Below are 18386 nucleotides of genomic sequence, written 5' to 3' on the forward strand. Positions count from 1 at the left end.
ATTCTCATGAGACTGATAACAAATACTTGCAATAATTCTCGACATACCAACACCGGCTCTGATGAAAATCGATGGTGGTCTTTGCAGCCCGCCTTGAACTATAAGGCCGCATGTTCGACGTCCTGATTGCCGGTGCCGGTCCGGCCGGTCTCTTTGCCGCGGAGCGCCTGTCCGAAAACGGGTATAGCGTTGTGGTTATCGACCGCATGCCTTCGCCCGCGCGCAAGTTCCTGATGGCTGGCCGCGGCGGCCTGAACCTGACCCACAGCGAAGACCTGACCGCGTTCCTCGCGCGCTACCGGCAGGCCGAACCCTTTTTGGCGCCCTTGATCCAGGAATTTCCGCCCGAAACGCTGCGGCGCTGGTGCGAAGACCTTGGCGAAGAAACCTTTGTCGGCAGTAGCGGACGTGTCTTCCCGAAATCCATGAAGGCCTCCCCCTTGCTGCGAGCTTGGCTGCGCCGGCTGGATGCCAATGGCGTCCGCCTCCTGACCCGGCACGCACTTTGTGCCATTGAAGGAGACGGACCGCTTCAACTCAGGACACGGGATGAAACTGCCGCCGAAGACACTGCAGGTGAAGGCGCCCTGCAATCCCTCACCGCACGTGCCTGCCTTCTGACCATGGGTGGTGCAAGCTGGCCGAAGCTCGGTTCCAACGCCGCGTGGGTGCCGATGCTGGAAGAACGCGGTGTTCGCATCAACCGGTTCCAGCCGGCAAATTGCGGCTTTCAGACCGGCTGGAGCGATTTCCTGAAAGAGCGGTTTGCCGGTACGCCGCTCAAACGTATAGCCCTGTCCCATGGCGGGAAAAGGGTGCAGGGGGAGGCGGTCTTGACGGCTCAGGGCCTTGAAGGTGGTGCCGTCTACGCCTTGTCCGCCGAACTGCGCGAAACAATCAACGAAACCGGTTCGGCGACACTGCACATCGATCTGCGGCCGCAGGCCGGAGTTGACGAGCTGGCAGCGAAACTCTCAAGACCCCGAGGCAAGCAGTCTGCAGCCACGTTTCTCAAGAAGGTCCTTCGGCTGAGCCCCGTTGAAATGGCGCTGCTGCGCGAAGCCGGCGATGTCCCTTCCGATCCGGAAAGCCTCGCGCGCTGCATCAAGGCCGTTCCCGTTGTTCTGGACGCGCCCTATTCCATCGACCGGGCGATCTCTTCCGCCGGAGGCATCGCGCTGGACGAACTGGACGAAGGCATGATGCTCAAGAAGATGCCGGGCATCTTTGCCGCGGGTGAAATGCTGGACTGGGAAGCGCCGACAGGCGGCTATTTGCTGCAGGCGTGTTTTGCGACAGGTGCCCGGGCAGCAACCGGCATCGCGGCCTTTCTCCAAAGCTCGAAAGGAGAGCAAACAACATGACCGTGCTCTACATCGACGCCGATGCCTGTCCGGTCAAGGACGAAGCCGTTCGCGTGGGCGAGCGCCACAATGTTGAGATCAAGTTCGTTTCCAACAGCTGGATGCGGCTTCCCGAAGGCGATCTGATCGAGCGGGTTGTCGTTCCTGAAGGGCCGGACGAAGCCGACAACTGGATCGCGGAACGTGCAGTGGCGGGTGATGTGGTGGTGACCGCCGATGTGCCGCTCGCGGCACGCTGTGTGAAGGCGGGCGCTCTTGTCATCGGTCCGACAGGCAAGCCGTTTCGCGAGGATGCCATCGGCATGCGCCTTGCCATGCGGGATCTTAACACGCATCTTCGTGAAATCGGGGAGATCCGCGAAAGCGGGCCTGGCTTCACGAAGGCCGACAGATCGCGCTTTCTGAACCAGCTTGAGACCACCATGCGCGCGGCAAAGCGAATGTTGACCTGATGCCGGCCGTGCCGGTTTTTGCTTGCCGGAGGCCCTATTGAGGTAAACTAAGTATTTGCAGAGACGGAGGCGTCCCGTTAGGTTGCTGTGTCGGATTGTCCTTGTGCTGTTTGAACTTCATGATCGCACCCAGGGAAAAACCGAGACCTCCCAGTGTCATCACATTAGCGATCGGGGGATCATCCTCCCGGTGGCGACGGATAAGGGACTTGGACTTGCCGCCGAAATAGATGCTGACGCCTGCAAGTGCGTAGGCTTCGCCGCCTTCGCGCAGGGCCGCGCGTGCAAACAGGCTGGGTTGAAGCTGCGTATCACGTAGAGGTGCCCATTCGACGCCGAGCCCCCCGGATGCATCACCACCCGACACCCTGCCAGACACAGACAGAGCCAGGTTCTCGTCAGGATACCAGGTGAGTTTCGAGCCGGCCACGAACGTGGCATCGAGATCATATCTGAATTGACTGCGTCCGTTGGTTTCGATCGCGCGGCTGCCATCGGTCACCCCGACGACGCCCCCGAGTGTGATTGGACCCCAGTATCGCTCGGCCTCGATGCCAGCGGAAAACACGTCGACACCCTGGTAAGCGTCGAGATGGGAATACGAACCTTCAAGGCCGATCATGCCGGTTGACGGATCTCGCCAGAACAGATGTGCCCCGGCGCCGTAATAGGCGGATTGTCCTGCAAAGGGTTCATCGTAGCCACCGACACCGGCATCAAGCTGCAGGCCGAATCTGTGTCCAAGCGGCATCGTGATTGCGCCTTCCACACCTCCAACCGCGCTTCCGTCGGAACTGCCGCCATTGACGGACATCTTGCCGCTGATCCCGTCTACGGCAGGTAGCGTTTGTTGTGAGTTTGCGGGCGTAATCGTCATGCACAGCGCAGTGAGCGGCAGCAGCACACCAAGGTATTTTGCAATCATGTGGTTCCCCCAGCCCGATCGGAAGAGATGTAGCGGAAGCGCCGAGGACATCTGGATGATCGGAAGGTATTTCTCCGTTCTAGGAAGATGGAGAAGACTTACAAAGCACAAGTAATTGCAATTTAAGGTGATGTAAAACGCTCAATTCTGACCAATTCTTTCAGAGGGTCGGCGTTCCAGCAAATAAGGATTCTAGTTATTGATCGTATTCAAACAAAAAACTCCCTGCAAGGAGGGGAGGAAACCCTTGCAGGGAGTGGCCGGTGGCCTTTTCAGGCCGGTTATGGCCCGGCGAAGTTGGAAACTGCCTTACTGGCAGAAGCGGTACTGTCCGGAATAGGACAGGAAGTAGCCGGTGTTCGGATTGAACGAACGATACTTGCGGCTGCAGTAGTTGTACCAGGCGGGGCTCCACGGAGCCGGACGGTAGATGACCGGGGCCGGAGCCGGTGCCGGATAGTAGGCTGGCGGAGCCGGATAGTAGGCCGGGGGCGGAGCGACATAACGCGGCTGGGAAAGTGCTGACCCGAGGATCGCGCCGGCGGCAAGGCCGCTGGCGACGCCGACACCGACCTGCCAGCCCTTGGCGGCATGTGCGGGTGTGGCCTGAGAGGTCAGTGTGACGCCGGCAACAAGAGCCAGCGCAGAGGCGGTAACTGCAAACTTCTTGAACATGACGGTGTCCCTTCCAGTGTCGTGAGGCCCTGCTGTCCGCCTCAACTCATGAGACGAAACTAACCCGCCCCCCGGTCGGGCTCTGTGACTGGTGTCACAAGCTGTCACTTTGTAACCGGAACAGGATTTATCGGCTTTGTGGCCTCGGTTTGACCACTGCAAAAATCTTTCGCTTGCCGTAAGCGCCACCTAGACCTACATTATTCTCCATCGGTACGCGTTGTGCCGTACGGGACTGACGAAAGACCCGGTGAGACTGACTTCGGCAGGGCTCCATCAAGCGCTGCTCTGAATTTCCAAGCTTTCCGTTTCTTGTTGACTTCTCGTTTATCCGCGCCTGCCGGAAACGGGATGGCGCATCCAACCAGCGGAAAGGTTTCTCCATGCGCGAGAACGGCACCATTAAATTCTTCAACCATGACCGTGGCTTTGGCTTCATCACTCCGGAAAACGGTTCCAAGGACGTTTTCGTCCACATCACCGCATTCGAGCAGGCCGGTATCGGAACGCCTGTCGAAGGCGCGAAGATCTCCTTCGTTGCTGAAGACGACCGTCGCGGTCGCGGCAAGCAGGCTGCTCAGCTCGAGCTGCTCTAAGGTTTCAGGCTGCAGCCTCCGTCCGGGGACGGCTGGCGCGGATTGAACAACGAAAAACGGGACCGAAAGGTCCCGTTTTTTGTTTGTTTTTGAGGATGAAACCAAGCCTCGTATCTTCACCCACTCAGCGCGGCCGATTTGTTCATCCTCATCCTGAGGAAGCGCAAGAGCGCTGTCTCGAGGGATGGGCGGCAACCTCTTGAACAAGTGGCCCATCCTTCGAGACGGACCTGGCGGTCCTCCTCAGGATGAGGCTCAATGTGCGGAAAAACTCCAGGTCGCCACACGCCTTACGCCATGCAGTCCAGCAGTTCCTTCTCGCCAATGACACCGACGATGGAGCCGCTTGCTTTCACGACGACCGGATCCTTGCTGGACTTTTTCAGCTGGGCGACTTCACGCACCGAAGCGTCGGCATCGCAGGTCAGGGCGCTGGCGAGCGAGCCCGGCAAGCTGCCCGGAGGCACCATGATGTCGCGCGCGCGCAGCACGTTCAGCGGGTTCATGTGGCTGACGAATTCAGCCACATAGTCGGTTGCCGGCGACTTGACGATTTCCTGCGACGTACCCAGCTGGATCACCCGTCCTCCTTCCATGATTGCGATGCGCGAGCCGATCTTGGCGGCTTCATCGAGATCGTGGCTGACGAAGATGATGGTCCGGTTGAGTTCCTTCTGCAGGTCGAGCAACTCGTCCTGCAGCTTGTCGCGGATGAGCGGGTCGAGAGCCGAGAACGGTTCGTCCATCAGCAGAAGCGGCGCGTCGGTCGCAAAGGCGCGAGCGAGGCCAACACGCTGCTGCATGCCGCCCGATAGCTCGTGTACGTGCTTTTCGCCCCAGCCGTTCAGGCCAACCAGCTTGAGCTGCGCCTCGACCTTTGCGGCTCGCTCCTTTGCGGGCATGCCGGCAAGCTCCAGGCCAAAGCCGACGTTTTCGGCCACCGTACGCCAGGGCAGAAGACCGAACTGCTGGAACACCATGCCGATCCGGTGCCGGCGCAATTCCCTCAGATCGTTTTCAGAGCAGGTTTCCGGATTGACGTAACGCTTGCCGTCATGAACCTGCACTTCACCCCGGATGACCGGGTTAAGACCGTTGACGGCCCGGAGCAGCGTCGACTTGCCGGAGCCGGAAAGCCCCATCAGCACGATGACTTCGCCTTCGTAGATGTCGAAGGTCGCACCGGCGACACCGAGGATCTGGCCGGTTTCTGCCTGGATTTCCTGCCGGGTCTTGCCGGCATCGATCATGGGCAGAGCCGTGTGAGGCTTTTCGCCGAAAACGATGTCGACGTCCTTGAAGGAAACGACGGCCGATTTGTTGGTCTCGCTCATCGTTTGCCTCCCTCTTCGGCGCGGAAGAAGCGGTCAAGCACGATGGCGATCAGGACGATACAGACACCAACTTCGAAACCTTGGGCGATATTCACCGTGTTCAGGGCGCGCAACGTCGGCACGCCGAGGCCGTCCGCACCGACAAGGGCGGCAATCACGACCATCGACAGCGACAGCATGATCGTCTGCGTCAGGCCAGCCATGATCTGTGGCAGGGCGTAGGGCAGCTCGATTTTCCAGAGCAGCTGCGATTTGGTTGCTCCAAAGGCCTTTCCGGCTTCGATCAGCGCGGTCGGCGTCGAGGAAACGCCGAGCTGCGTCAAACGGATCGGAGCGGGAATGGCAAAGATGACCGTCGCGATGAGACCGGGCACCATGCCGAGACCGAATAGGATCAGTGCCGGGATCAGGTAAACGAAGGTCGGGATGGTTTGCATCAGGTCCAGCACGGGACGAAGTGCGGCGTAGAACCGGGGGCGATGCGCGGCCAGCACACCGACAGGCACGCCGACCAACATACAGACCACGGACGCGGCAACCACCAGCGCCAGGGTTTCCGTCGTTTCTTCCCAGTAGCCCTGGTTGATAATCAGCAGCAGGGAAATTGCCACGAAAGCCGCAAAGGATATGGTCCTGTGGACCAGGTAGCCGATGGCGACGGCGACAACAACGATGACCAATGGATGCGGCGTCTGCAGCAACCAGAGGATTCCGTCTATCAGCGTTTCGAGAATTGCCGAGATTCCGTCAAACACCCAATAGGCGTTGTCGGTAAGCCAATCGACCAAGGTGCGCGCCCACGGCCCGATCGGCAGCTTGTGTTCTGTGAGCCAGTCCACGCCACTGCTCCGGTATTATTGTTCTTGGAAAACCAGTGGCGCCGGGCAGGAGACCCGCACCGGCGCCAGATTTTGGTCAGCGATCAGAGACCGAGAGCCCCTTTGACGGCCGCGAAACTGTCGCCGCCATCAAAAGTCTTCACGCCGACGAGCCAGTTTTCGAAGGTTGCCGGATGCTCCTTCAACCAAGCGGCTGCCGCCTTGTTGGGATCCTCACCCTCGATCAGGATGGCACCCATGATCTCGTTTTCCATGGGCAGCGAGAATTCCAGGTTTTCAAGCAGCTTGCCGACGTTCGGGCATTCCTTGACATAGCCGGCACGCACGTTGGTGTAGACGGTGGCTCCGCCATAGTTCGGGCCGAAAATGTCGTCGCCGCCTTCAAGATACTTCATCTTGAAATTGGCGTTCATCGGGTGCGGTTCCCAGCCGAGGAAGACGATGTCCGCCTCGCGGCGGTTTGCACGGGCGACCTGCGCAAGCATGCCCTGCTCGGAGGACTCCACCACTTCGAAGCCTTCCAGTTCGAAGAGGTTTTCATCGATCATGCCGATGATCAGGCGGTTGCCGTCATTGCCCGGCTCGATGCCGTAGATCTTGCCGTCGAGATCGTCCTTGAACTTGGCGATGTCCTGGAAGCTCTTCAGGCCTTTTTCGTAGGTGTATTCCGGAACGGCAAGCGTGTACTTCGCGCCTTCCAGGTTGGCCCGGACCGTTTCCACGGAGCCGTCTTCGCGATAGGCCTTGATGTCACCTTCCATGGTCGGCATCCAGTTGCCGAGGAAGATGTCGATGTCCTTGTTCTTCAGCGACGCATAGGTCACCGGAACGGACAGGATTTTGACTTCCGGCTTGTAGCCGAGCGCTTCCAGGACGACCGAGGTTGCGGCGGTGGTTGCCGTGATGTCAGTCCAGCCGACGTCGGAGAAGCGAACCGTCTGGCAGCTTTCCGGATCGTTTGCCAGGGCGGTTCCCGTGAGCATCAGCCCGAGCGCCAGGCCTCCAGCGAGTTTCGCTGCTACTTTCATATGTATACCTCCTATGGAAAGTCTGTTTTCTTGTTTTTCTGCAGGGCATGGGGTGTCAGTGTGGTTCTAACGCCCTCAGTTTCCTCTGCCCACAGCCTGCCTAACCTAGATCCAAACATCCACGGGAAAAAATTGCAAGTTTTCATTGATTGACTGATCAATTAAAAATAAAACTTGGATGTGAGACGAACGCGGCAAGGCGCATTCAGAGGCTCTTGGGATGGCTTTTCCTTCTCCTTGACGCTGCTGCACCATGATCGTGACGATCGGTAACCGGACTTGTTCTTGTCCGGATGTGCCGCCGTCTGATCATCGCCAGAAACGCTGAACCGAATTCTTCTCTCGCCCTGTGTCGGAGGTTGAAATGCCCAAGGTCGGAATGGAAGCGGAACGGCGGCGCAGTCTGATTGACGCGACGGTCGATGCCATACACGAACGCGGCTACAGCGACGTGACCATGGCGCAGATCGCAAAGCGCGCAGGCGTTTCCGGCGGTCTTGTGCATCACTATTTCGGCTCCAAGGACCAGTTGCTTGCCGCAACCATGCGCCATCTCCTGACCGAACTCGGCCGGGCGATCCGCGAGAGCCTGGAAAAGGCGGAGACCCCGCGCGAGCGTATTTCGGCAATCATTGCCGGCAACTTTGCAGTCGACCAGTTTCAGCCCGCCGTGATCGCGGCCTGGCTCGCCTTCTACGTTCAGTCGCGTACCACCGACAGCAACAATCGTCTTTTGAATATCTATTCGGCAAGGCTTGCCTCGAACCTGACCCACAACCTGAGGGCCTTCATGCCTCAGGACGAAGCACGCCGGATTGCCGAAGGCACGGCGTCGATGATTGACGGCGTCTGGATCCGGCAAGCCCTGCGCGACGGCAAGACCGACCGGCCGGCCGCGATCGAGCTGGTCGAGGACTATGTGGAAACCCAGATTGCCGTCCACCTGGCGCGCAATACCAAGAATTGAGCAGCTAGGATCAACATGAGCGACCAGTTCGACTTCATCATCGTCGGAGCCGGATCCGCCGGCTGTGCGATGGCCTACCGCCTGTCGGAAGACCCGAGCAACAGGGTGCTTGTGCTGGAATTCGGCGGCACCGATGTCGGTCCGCTGATCCAGATGCCGGCTGCCCTGTCCTACCCGATGAACATGCCGCTGTATGACTGGGGGTACACCAGCGAACCGGAACCGCATCTGGAGGGCCGGCGCCTGGCCACACCGCGTGGTAAGGTGATCGGTGGATCATCCTCCATCAACGGCATGGTTTATGTGCGTGGCCATGCCTGTGATTTCGACACCTGGGAAGAGATGGGTGCGAGCGGCTGGGGATATCGCCATGTGCTGCCGTACTACAAGCGCCAGGAGCATAGCCATGGCGGCCAGGACGGCTGGCGCGGCACCAACGGCCCGCTGCATGTCCAGCGCGGAACGAAGTGGAACCCGCTGTTCGACGCCTTCAAGACAGCCGGCGAGCAGGCGGGCTATGGCGTGACCGCCGACTACAATGGCGAGCGTCAGGAAGGCTTCGGCGACATGGAAATGACGGTCCATCGGGGCCGTCGCTGGTCTGCCGCAAACGCCTACCTGAAGCCGGCACTGAAGCGCGGTAACCTGACCCTGATCAAGGGGGCTCTCGTGCGCCGGATCCTGATCGAGGACAAGCGCGCGGTCGGTGTGGAATTCGAAACCGGCGGCGAGGTCCGCGAGGCAAAAGCTGCCCGCGAAGTGATCCTGTCGGCGTCTTCCATCAATTCGCCGAAGATCCTGATGCAGTCCGGCATCGGCCCGGCGGCGCATCTTGCCGAAATGGGAATTGACGTCGTGGCCGACCGGCCGGGCGTCGGTGCCAACCTGCAGGATCATCTGGAGCTATATCTTCAGCAGGCCTGCACCCAGCCCATCACGCTCTACAAGCACTGGAACCTGTTCTCCAAAGCGGTGATCGGGGCCCAGTGGCTGTTCCTGAAGCAGGGTCTCGGTGCATCGAACCAGTTCGAAAGCTGCGCTTTCATTCGCTCCAAGGCGGGCGTGAAATATCCTGATATCCAGTATCACTTCCTGCCTTTCGCCGTGCGTTACGACGGACAGGCAGCAGCCGAAGGTCATGGCTTCCAGGCCCATGTCGGACCAATGCGCTCCAAATCGCGCGGCCGTATCAAGCTGACCTCCAGCGATCCGAAGGCCAAGCCGTCGATCCTGTTCAACTACATGTCCCACGAAGACGACTGGGAAGACTTCCGCACCTGTATCCGCCTGACCCGCGAGATCTTCGGCCAGGAGGCGTTTGCCCCCTATCGCGGCAAGGAGATCCAGCCGGGAGACAGTGTGCAGAGCGACGAGGACCTGAACGGCTTCATCCGCGAACACGTGGAAAGCGCCTATCACCCATGCGGCACTTGCCGGATGGGGGCGAAGGATGATGCCATGGCCGTGGTCGACCCTGAATGCCGGGTGATCGGCGTTGACGGGCTTCGTGTTGCCGACAGTTCCATCTTTCCGCAAATCACCAATGGCAATCTGAATGCCCCCTCGATTATGGTCGGGGAGAAGGCGTCGGACCATATTCTCGGCAAGACCCCGCTGCCCGCGGCCAACCAGGAACCGTGGATCCACCCGGACTGGCAATCCAGCCAGCGATGATCCCCGGCAGTCCAACGGCAGACACACAGACCAAGGAGCCAACCCATGCGCGCCCAACCGCAAGCGTCCCACTATGTCGGCGGCTCATATGTCGAGAGCCAGAGCGGCACTCCCTTTGACTCGCTGTACCCCGCAACCGGTGAAGTCATCGCGCAGATCCGCGCGGCCGACGATGCCGTGATCGAGGCGGCAATCCGTTCTGCCCAGGAAGGTCAGAAGGTCTGGGCGGCAACACCAGCAGCCGAACGCGGCCGGGTGCTGCGCCGGGCGGCCGAGATCCTGCGTGAAAAGAACCGGGAACTCTCCATTCTGGAAACGCTCGACACCGGCAAGCCCTTGCAGGAAACCCTGATTGCCGATGCTGCGTCCGGCGCCGACTGCCTGGAATACTTCGGTGGTCTGGCCGCAACGCTTACCGGCGAACATATCGATTTGGGCGGCTCCTTCGCCTACACCAAGCGCGAACCGCTCGGCATCTGTTTCGGCATCGGCGCCTGGAACTATCCGATCCAGATCGCCTGCTGGAAGTCTGCTCCCGCACTCGTTTGCGGCAATGCCATGATCTTCAAACCCTCGGAAGTCACCCCGCTGAGCGCCTTGAAACTGGCGGAGGCCTTTACCGAGGCCGGTCTGCCCGCTGGTGTCTTCAACGTGCTTCAGGGCTTTGGTGATGTCGGTGCAAAGCTGGTCGCTCATCCGGCCATTGCCAAGGTTTCGCTAACCGGCTCTGTCCCGACCGGCGCCAAAGTGGCGGCCCTTGCGGGTGAGCATCTGAAAAAGACAACGCTGGAACTCGGCGGCAAATCCCCGCTGATCGTGTTCGAGGACGCTGACATTGAAAACGCGGTGTCCGCCGCGATCAATGCCAACTTCTATTCCACCGGGCAGATCTGCTCCAACGGGACGCGCGTGTTCGTTCATGAAGCGATCAAGGAAGCCTTTGTGGCACGGCTCGCCGAACGCACCGCCAAGGCCGTTCTCGGTGATCCGCTGGACGAGGCAACCAATATTGGTCCGCTGGTGTCCAAACAGCAGCTCGACAAGGTGCTCCACTACATGCAGATCGGTCAGGATGAGGGCGCCCGGCTGGTGTGCGGCGGTGGTTCAGCCTCTGTCGCCAGCTTCCCGGACGGCTATTTCGTGCAGCCGACCGTCTTTGCCGACGTGAAGGACGACATGCGCATTGCCCGCGAGGAAATCTTCGGCCCGGTGCTGAGCGTGCTCGACTTCACCGATGAGGACGACGTCATCGCCCGCGCCAACGACACCGACTTCGGCCTTGCCGCGGGCGTTTTCACAAGGGACATTCAGCGGGCGCACCGGGTGATCGATCAGTTGCAGGCCGGCACCTGCTGGATCAACACCTACAATCTGACCCCGATCGAAATGCCATTTGGCGGCTACAAGAAGTCGGGCATCGGCCGCGAGAACGGCCATGCCGCGATCGAGTACTATAGCCAGACCAAAAGCGTTTACGTGGAAATGGGCGGTGTAGAGGCGGCGTTTTAAGGCGCTGCTTCTCGTTCCACCTAGAACAGCTTGGCCCAACCTTCGAGGCGACGTTTCCTGCTTCTTCAGGACAGGGCTGGCGTGTGTGGTACGTTCAAGCTACCTGTCAACACATGCGTCTTTATCCTGAAAAGCCGCGCAAGCGGCGTCTCGAGGGTTGGGCCGGTTGTCCTCGATGCCCAGTTGCCCTTGGGTCGATGTTTCCCTTGGGCCAATTGAGGGCATTTCCTACCATTCGGTTTTTTGCCGATTGAAGTTTGATCTCCGGCGCCCGAGATATTAGCCAGAGCGTTTCACGGAGCCCCGATGAACAAAGCCTTTCTTGACCCAGCCCCGCGCACATACGCGCCTCATGTCTATCTGCTTGCCCGTTCCAGCAGAGGCCCTTCCTGTGCGCCGGAGACACTCAGCATCGACCAGCTGAATTCGTGGCTCTTGCATGAAGCGACGCGGATCGATGATGTCATGCTGATGTTCGAGGAGTTCATGTGGCGCTGCAAGGCTGCCGGCCTCGCCATCGACCGGGCAACGCTGCATATCGGTACCCTGCATCCGCGCGTCATCGGTTTTTCCTGGGTCTGGAACAGTCAGGACTATTTCTGCGACGAGGTTGCCGCAGATGCCAACGCCACCAAATCGGAAGCCTTTACCCGCAATCCGCTTTTCCACGTCATCAACGAAGGCCAGACCATCAAGGTCGATCTGGAAAGCGAGGAAGGCGCCAATTCCGCTCCGCTGATGCGCGAACTTGCCGATCAGGGATACACGACCTATGTCGCCCTGCCGCTCAGTTCCTCGCACGAAAAGCGGAATGCCATGACCTTGGCAACCCGCAAACCCGGTGGGTTCCCTCCGGCGGAAAAAGACCTGATCCGCAATCTGATCGACCTTTTGGCGCTGCACATCGAGCGCCACATCGTTCAGCGGATTGCCCGCAACGTTGCCGACACCTATCTCGGGCCGATCGCCGGACAGCGCGTGCTGGACGGCGAGATCAAGCGCGGTGATGGCGAGGCCATCAAGGCAGTGGTCTTCATGGCCGACATGCGCGGCTTCACTCAACTTGCCGACAGGCTGAGCGGACCGGAAGTGACGGCTATCCTCAACGCCTATTTCGACAGGATCTCCGATGCCGTGCTCAACCACGGCGGCGATATCCTGAAGTTCATGGGCGACGGCATTCTGGCCGTGTTCGATCAGAAGACATTTGGTGAAACAGCGGCGGCGAACGCCGCCGTGAAGGCCGCCAAGGCTGCACTGGAAGCCATTGACGAGCTGAACCGCAATCCACCCGAGGATCTTCCCGACCCGATCCACTGGCACCCCCTGAAGATCGGTATCGGGCTTCACCGGGGTGAAGTCTTCTTCGGCAATGTCGGTGGTGAGGAACGGCTCGACTTCACCGTGATCGGACGCGCCGTCAACGAGACCAGCCGGGTGGAATCCCTGTGCAAACCCCTCGGCCGCGCCTTGCTCCTGACAGAACCGGTACGCGCTGCTCTTTCCGGCGACCTCCAGACTGGCCTCAATGCCATGGGCGAACATGCCCTACGCGGCGTCGGCAAACCGGTTGCCATTTTTGCGGCCTAGTATGGAACGGCTCAGCAAGACCGATGCAGGTCCGGTGAGGGGGGCGCGACAACGGTAATGCGCAGCTCTTGCCTCAGTCCGTTTTGGTCCTGTCCAGCAACTCGGCCTCATAGGCCTTGGCGACGCGCAGGAAGCGGGCGTGGGCGTAATTCATGGCCAGGATAAAGCCCCACCAGCCGTATTTGCGGTACTTGCGCACGAAATAGGCCTTGAAGAAGCTCACCGGGAATTCGGTCAGGAGGCGGCTTTTCGGCAGCTTGCGGCCGCGGGCGCGCATGTCGTCCACTTGCATGCCGGAATAGCGATTGTATTTGCCGACCTGAAAATCCAGTGACCGGATGGACCGGTGCGCCATGATGCCGGAAAGGTTCGAGATGCGCGCACCTTCCTCGGGCCGGACCGTGTCATGAACCGTCGAGGCAGAGAACCGGCCCTTGCGCCGGTCATAGAGGCGGATCTGATGATACCCGTAGGCCCAGGGGGCAGGGGCGGTTTCATGGGCGTAAAGATCGCGGATCATGATGCGCCAGCCATCAGCATCCGCGTAACTGCCGTCTGCGAATTTGGTTTTGATTTCCGCGGCGAGGCCCGGCGTCACCTCTTCGTCGGCATCCAGATTGAGCAGCCAGTCGTTGCGGCACTGATCTTCGCCGAAACGCTTTTGCGGACCGTAGCCAGGCCAATCGTTGCGGATGACCCGCGCGCCAAGTTGTTCGGCCACGGAGACAGTCTCGTCCGTTGATCCGCTGTCGATGACGATGACCTCATCCACCCAGCCAATGACACTTTCGATCGGTCGGGCGATCCGGTCGGCCTCGTCACGGGCGATGATGAAAACGGAAAGAGGCAGGCGGTCGGTCATGAAAGGTCCGGCGTTGGGTTGCTCGGCCGGAAATGCTCCGGCGCGACTATTTAGCCGTGCCGGAGCCTGAATTGAAGGCGCGAAATCAGGATTTCACGCGAGCAAACAGCGCGTCGAGACCCTGGAGGACAATCGTGGCGCCCTCCAGCGTGCCGTTGAAGCCGGGCGCATTGAGGTTTTCCAGCTCAAGTCCGTTCAAGGTGACGGTGGCCGGTTCGGTGCCAAGGTTGAAGGCACACAGCACGGTCTCACCCTGATGGCTGCGGGTGAAGACCAGCGTGTTGGCCTGGCTGTCCAGAAACACCATGTCGCCCTTCTTCAGGGGCTCCTGAGCCTGCCGCCAGGCATAGAAGGCCCGGTTCCGGTTCAGGATGGAGCTTTCGTCCTTGTCCTGTTCGAAGGCGGCAAGCGCCAGATGATCCTGCGCGACCGGAAGCCAGGGCTCGGCTTCGGAGAAACCGGCGTTGCTGTTGTCTTTCACCCACGGCATTGGTGTCCGGCAGCCGTCGCGGCCCTTGTATTCCGGCCAGAAGCGAATGCCATAGGGATCCTGTAGCTTTTCAAAAGGAACTTCAGCCTGCGGCAGGCCGAGTTCTTCGCCCTGGTAAAGGCAGGGGGTGCCGCGCAGCGAGGCGCAGAGTGCAGTTTCAAGCGGTGCGAACCGGGCAATGTCCAGATCCTCGCCCCAGCGGCTGGCGACCCGCTTCACGTCGTGGTTCGACAACGCCCAGGAAGCCCAGCCGGAGCCGATGCCGGCGTTCATCTCTTCCACGATCTTTCGGATGTAGGGCGCCGAATGTTGGGGTGTCAGCAGGTCGAAGCTGTAGGCCATGTGAATGCGCTTGCCGGCTTCCGTATAGGACGCCGTCAGTTCCACGGCCTGTCCGTCCGCACCGATTTCACCGACGGACGTCGTGCCCGGATATTTGTCCAGGAGCGCGCGCAGCTTCTCAAGAAACAACAGGTTTTCCGGTTGGGTCTTGTCGTAAAGGTGATCCTGATAGCCGTAGGGGTTGGTTGGATCCACGGTGGACGGCATTTCAGTCGCGCTCAGGGGTGGGTTGTCCCGGAGTTGCTTGTCGTGGAAATAGAAGTTCACCGTGTCGAGACGGAACCCGTCGACACCGCGGTCGAGCCAGAACCTGGCGGCACCGAGAACCGCGTCCTGAACCTCCGGGTTATGGAAGTTCAGATCCGGCTGGCTGGTCAGGAAATTGTGCATGTAATACTGGCGCCGGCGGCTGTCCCATTCCCAGGCCGGGCCGCCGAAGATCGAAAGCCAGTTGGTCGGCACCGTGCCGTCCGGCTTGGCGTCGGCCCAAACGAACCAGTCGGCCTTGGCATTGTCGCGTGACGAACGGCTTTCGACAAACCATGGATGTTGGTCGGAGGTGTGCGAAATCACCAGGTCGATGATCACCTTCAGGCCGCGCGCATGAGCGGCAGCCAGCATGCGGTCGAAATCGGCAAGCGTGCCGAACATCGGGTCGACATCTTCATAGTCGGAGACATCGTAACCGAAATCATCCATCGGCGAGGTGAAGAAGGGCGACAGCCAGATGGCATCGACGCCCAGCGAGGCAATGTAGTCCATGCGTTCGCTGACGCCGTTGAGGTCGCCTATGCCATCACCATTGGTGTCGTTGAAGGAGCGCGGATAGATCTGGTAGATCACCGCTCCACGCCACCAATCCGGGTCATTCTTCATGTCTGACGGCACATCAGCCTCCAGGCCCGTTTCGGCTTCTTCGAACATTGCCGGTTGTCTCCGTTCCGCTTCTGAGGCGGTCTTCATGGGTTTCAAAGCGCTTTGAATGGCTATATCCAGCGCCTTGTCAGGTCAAGTGAACAGTGTTGAAAAAGTCGTTCGGCAATTGCTTTCGGTAAGCGATGTGTGAATTGCGTCGCACATATGGAACGGGGAGGATGAGCACATGCAAAAACCGGCCCTGCGAGGCAGGACCGGTGGAGCTACTGAAAAGGAACGAAACACGATTTTGTCCGGAACGCGCTTTTCCTACATGGCTTAAGTGACAGGGGTGTGACCATCTCAATCGGTTTGCCTGCCGCGGACCTCGCCGAAGACGGAAGCCTCCGACATGCTGCGCCTGCGTGGCCAACGCGTGTTATCTCTTTGGACTATATTATTTAAGTAACTGAAATAAAACATGGAAAAATATTGTTATGACGTTTAGGTCAGTTTCTTCTTGCAAAGCAACATGGAAGCTGGAACTGTCCCCGCACACAGAACTTACGTAAGATGGAGGGCCCCTCGCACGGACAAGAGATCCGGCGGAAATCGGGTTTCATCTTGCGGGCAAAAAACCTGGAGGAAGTGTCATGACGGCAGCCATGGTGGGTTGGGCACACATGCCCTTCGGCAAGCATTCGGAAGAGACGGTTGAAAGCATGATCGTCAAGGTGGCGGTCGATGCCATCAAGGACGCAGGTATCGAGCCGGGAGATGTCGACGAGATCCTGCTTGGTCATTTCAATGCCGGTTTCTCGGCACAGGATTTCACCGCTTCGCTGGTGCTGCAGGCCGATCCGGCGCTGCGGTTCAAACCGGCAACCCGTGTCGAAAACGCCTGCGCCACCGGCTCTGCCGCCGTGCATCAGGGTGTGCGCGCCATTGCTTCGGGCGACGCCCGCTTCGTGCTGGTCGTCGGTGTCGAGCAGATGACCACGACGCCCGGTCCGGAAATCGGCAAGAACCTGCTCAAGGCCTCCTACCTGAAGGAAGAAGGCGATATCCCGGCAGGCTTTGCCGGTGTCTTCGGCAAGATCGCCGACGCCTACTTCCAGAAGTACGGCGACCAGTCCGATGCCCTGGCCAAGATTGCGTCGAAGAACCACAAGAATGGTGTCGGCAACCCCTACGCCCAGATGCGCAAAGACCTCGGATTCGACTTCTGCCGCGCGGAATCGGAAAAGAATCCGTTTGTCGCCGGTCCGCTAAAGCGCACCGACTGTTCGCTGGTGTCCGACGGTGCCGCCGCACTCGTCCTGACCGATCCTGCAACGGCGCTCGGCATGAAGAAGGCGGTTGCCTTCCGCGCGCTTGCCCATGTGCAGGATTTCCTGCCGATGTCGAAGCGCGACATCCTGAAGTTTGAAGGCTGTTCCAAGGCCTGGGGTCAGGCACTCGGCGATGCCAATCTGGCGCTGGATGACCTGTCTTTCGTCGAGACCCACGACTGTTTCACCATTGCCGAGCTGATCGAATATGAAGCCATGGGCCTGACCAAGGAAGGCGAGGGTGCTCGCGCCGTGCTGGAAGGCTGGACGGAAATGGGCGGCAAGCTGCCGGTGAACCCGTCCGGTGGTCTGAAGGCCAAGGGCCATCCGATTGGCGCCACAGGTGTCTCCATGCACGTGCTCACTGCGATGCAGCTGACCGGCACTGCCGGCGAAATCCAGGTGAAGAACGCCGAGATCGGCGGCATCTTCAACATGGGTGGTGCCGCGGTGGCCAACTTCGTGTCCGTGATGCAGGCGATGAAGTAATCTTGTAACGGACAGGAAGTGCAATTAGCTTGCGGTGGACGGATCGGCTGTGGCCGATCCGTCCATTCTTGTTTCAGTCTCTAAAAAAATCTCATGACAAAAGACTTATTCATCAGTTTATTTTATGTGGCGGTGTTTTATTTCTTCGGCGGGTTCACAATACTGAATGGTTGTCCTCCATTTTACAAAGAATCCAAGCCGGTTTTCGCCTTCAACTCTCCGACGAAGGACGAAGTTCTGGAGGGAATGCATTTCATGTTGGGTGCCTCTGGAGTTGTTCTAGCCGCAGTTTTTCTCAGTTTGTTGACCGGCTTAAACCTTCATTTGGCCCTCTCCGCCGGCTGCCTATACGGCGGCTGGTCCATTCGCGCAAAATTGAAACGGACGTCTGACGGGCCTCTGCCCTGGGTCGCGGTCTACACGGCATCACCGCTGCTGTTTCGGTTGTTCGATCGCAGGCCAATGCTGCTGTTCGACATCTGGACACTGGCCGTCGCGGGCGTTTTCGGTTTGCCCCTAGTTGCGTTTGCCCTCATGAAAGGGTGAGGTGAGACCGGAGGTTTTTGTGTTTCCGGACTGCCACCCCAATCGAAACGCAGCAAATGGCCGGGATTCGGCATATTGGTTGTTTCACAGGACAGTGACCGATGCAGCTCCTGGGTACCCACTCGCTCGGGGATGGCAACAGTGGAAATACGTTTGCAGCGGCAAACTGTGAGGATTACTCCGCAGCGTTTGCGATTGCCGAGTAGAGATCCGGATCCGTCAGTTCAGGCGGAGAAACCGGTGCGCCACCGCCTTCGCCGACTTAAGTATCGGCCACGCCGTAAATGAAGACCCTGCCCGCCTTGCGTGGAACGATGGCGACACGCTCGATCAGCTGGAAATCGCCTGCTTCGCAAATGGCGTAGCTTGTGTAGATCGCTTTGCCGTTCTCGTTGATCCGCTCCGAACCTGAGGAAAACCGGCCTTCCGCGCACTTTTTTTGGGGCTGTCGGCGACAATCAGCGCCATCAGCTCTTCTTCCGATTGATAGCTGCCTGACGGGAAGATGTGCGCCTCGA

16 protein-coding genes are annotated in these 18386 nt (G+C 59.5%); 9 read left to right on the forward strand and 7 right to left on the reverse strand.

What is annotated here, in order from left to right:
- Window positions 1-110: 110 nt before the first annotated feature.
- The gene (locus Q666_RS61170; RefSeq protein ID WP_023002222.1) at window positions 111-1364 is read left to right on the forward strand and encodes a TIGR03862 family flavoprotein; all 1254 of its coding nucleotides are present in this window, start codon (window positions 111-113) and stop codon (window positions 1362-1364) included.
- Complete coding sequence (locus tag Q666_RS61175) at window positions 1361-1816, forward strand: YaiI/YqxD family protein (RefSeq protein ID WP_023002221.1); 456 nt, start codon at window positions 1361-1363, stop codon at window positions 1814-1816. Before Q666_RS61170 ends, Q666_RS61175 begins: the two co-directional genes overlap by 4 nt.
- Window positions 1817-1850: 34 nt before the next feature.
- Here Q666_RS61175 and Q666_RS66485 read toward each other — a convergent pair whose 3' ends face one another.
- The gene (locus Q666_RS66485) at window positions 1851-2741 is read right to left on the reverse strand and encodes a hypothetical protein (RefSeq protein ID WP_023002220.1); all 891 of its coding nucleotides are present in this window, start codon (window positions 2739-2741) and stop codon (window positions 1851-1853) included.
- A gap of 309 nt (window positions 2742-3050) precedes the next feature.
- Window positions 3051-3416, reverse strand: coding sequence for a BA14K family protein (locus Q666_RS61185; protein WP_023002219.1), 366 nt, complete (start codon window positions 3414-3416; stop codon window positions 3051-3053).
- A 383-nt stretch (window positions 3417-3799) separates the two neighbouring features.
- Here Q666_RS61185 and Q666_RS61190 point away from each other — a divergent pair, with 383 nt between their 5' ends.
- Window positions 3800-4012: a cold-shock protein gene (locus Q666_RS61190; protein ID WP_006934329.1), complete on the forward strand. Its 213-nt coding sequence runs from the start codon at window positions 3800-3802 to the stop codon at window positions 4010-4012.
- Between the two features lie 290 nt (window positions 4013-4302).
- Here Q666_RS61190 and choV read toward each other — a convergent pair whose 3' ends face one another.
- From choV to Q666_RS61205, 3 genes are all read right to left on the reverse strand, one after another.
- Window positions 4303-5346 (reverse strand): choline ABC transporter ATP-binding protein, encoded by a 1044-nt coding sequence (gene choV, locus Q666_RS61195; RefSeq protein ID WP_023002218.1) that lies wholly within the window; start codon window positions 5344-5346, stop codon window positions 4303-4305.
- Complete coding sequence (gene choW, locus Q666_RS61200; protein ID WP_023002217.1) at window positions 5343-6185, reverse strand: choline ABC transporter permease subunit; 843 nt, start codon at window positions 6183-6185, stop codon at window positions 5343-5345. Before choW ends, choV begins: the two co-directional genes overlap by 4 nt.
- Window positions 6186-6268: 83 nt before the next feature.
- The gene (locus tag Q666_RS61205) at window positions 6269-7213 is read right to left on the reverse strand and encodes a choline ABC transporter substrate-binding protein (RefSeq protein WP_023002216.1); all 945 of its coding nucleotides are present in this window, start codon (window positions 7211-7213) and stop codon (window positions 6269-6271) included.
- 364 nt (window positions 7214-7577) lie between these two features.
- On the opposite strand from Q666_RS61205, the gene betI reads away from it, so the two are divergent.
- The 4 genes from betI (at window position 7578) to Q666_RS61225 (ending at window position 12953) form a co-directional block, all read left to right on the forward strand.
- On the forward strand, window positions 7578-8180 hold the full coding sequence (betI, locus tag Q666_RS61210) for a transcriptional regulator BetI (RefSeq protein WP_023002215.1): 603 nt from the start codon (window positions 7578-7580) through the stop codon (window positions 8178-8180).
- A gap of 15 nt (window positions 8181-8195) precedes the next feature.
- Window positions 8196-9854, forward strand: a complete 1659-nt coding sequence (gene betA, locus Q666_RS61215) for a choline dehydrogenase (protein ID WP_023002214.1) — start codon at window positions 8196-8198, stop codon at window positions 9852-9854.
- Window positions 9855-9899: 45 nt separating this feature from the next.
- The gene (betB, locus tag Q666_RS61220; protein ID WP_023002213.1) at window positions 9900-11363 is read left to right on the forward strand and encodes a betaine-aldehyde dehydrogenase; all 1464 of its coding nucleotides are present in this window, start codon (window positions 9900-9902) and stop codon (window positions 11361-11363) included.
- Between the two features lie 306 nt (window positions 11364-11669).
- Window positions 11670-12953 carry an adenylate/guanylate cyclase domain-containing protein gene (locus Q666_RS61225; RefSeq protein WP_023002212.1) on the forward strand — a complete coding sequence of 428 codons (1284 nt, stop codon included), beginning with the start codon at window positions 11670-11672 and terminating at the stop codon, window positions 12951-12953.
- A gap of 73 nt (window positions 12954-13026) precedes the next feature.
- Here Q666_RS61225 and Q666_RS61230 read toward each other — a convergent pair whose 3' ends face one another.
- Both Q666_RS61230 and Q666_RS61235 read right to left on the reverse strand, forming a co-directional pair.
- Entirely contained in the window at window positions 13027-13815 is a 789-nt protein-coding gene (locus tag Q666_RS61230; RefSeq protein WP_023002211.1) for a glycosyltransferase family 2 protein, read from the reverse strand.
- Window positions 13816-13900: 85 nt separating this feature from the next.
- Window positions 13901-15571, reverse strand: coding sequence for an alpha-glucosidase family protein (locus tag Q666_RS61235; protein ID WP_031269821.1), 1671 nt, complete (start codon window positions 15569-15571; stop codon window positions 13901-13903).
- A 584-nt stretch (window positions 15572-16155) separates the two neighbouring features.
- Between Q666_RS61235 and Q666_RS61240 the strand changes: the two genes are divergently transcribed.
- Together Q666_RS61240 and Q666_RS61245 are read left to right on the forward strand one after the other, a co-directional pair.
- Window positions 16156-17322: an acetyl-CoA acetyltransferase gene (locus Q666_RS61240; protein WP_023002209.1), complete on the forward strand. Its 1167-nt coding sequence runs from the start codon at window positions 16156-16158 to the stop codon at window positions 17320-17322.
- 93 nt (window positions 17323-17415) lie between these two features.
- Window positions 17416-17868: a hypothetical protein gene (locus Q666_RS61245; protein ID WP_023002208.1), complete on the forward strand. Its 453-nt coding sequence runs from the start codon at window positions 17416-17418 to the stop codon at window positions 17866-17868.
- Window positions 17869-18386 lie beyond the last annotated feature (518 nt).

The sequence above is a fragment of the Labrenzia sp. C1B70 genome, assembly GCF_000475395.1.
In the GTDB taxonomy this organism is placed as follows: Bacteria; Pseudomonadota; Alphaproteobacteria; order Rhizobiales; family Stappiaceae; genus Roseibium; species Roseibium algicola.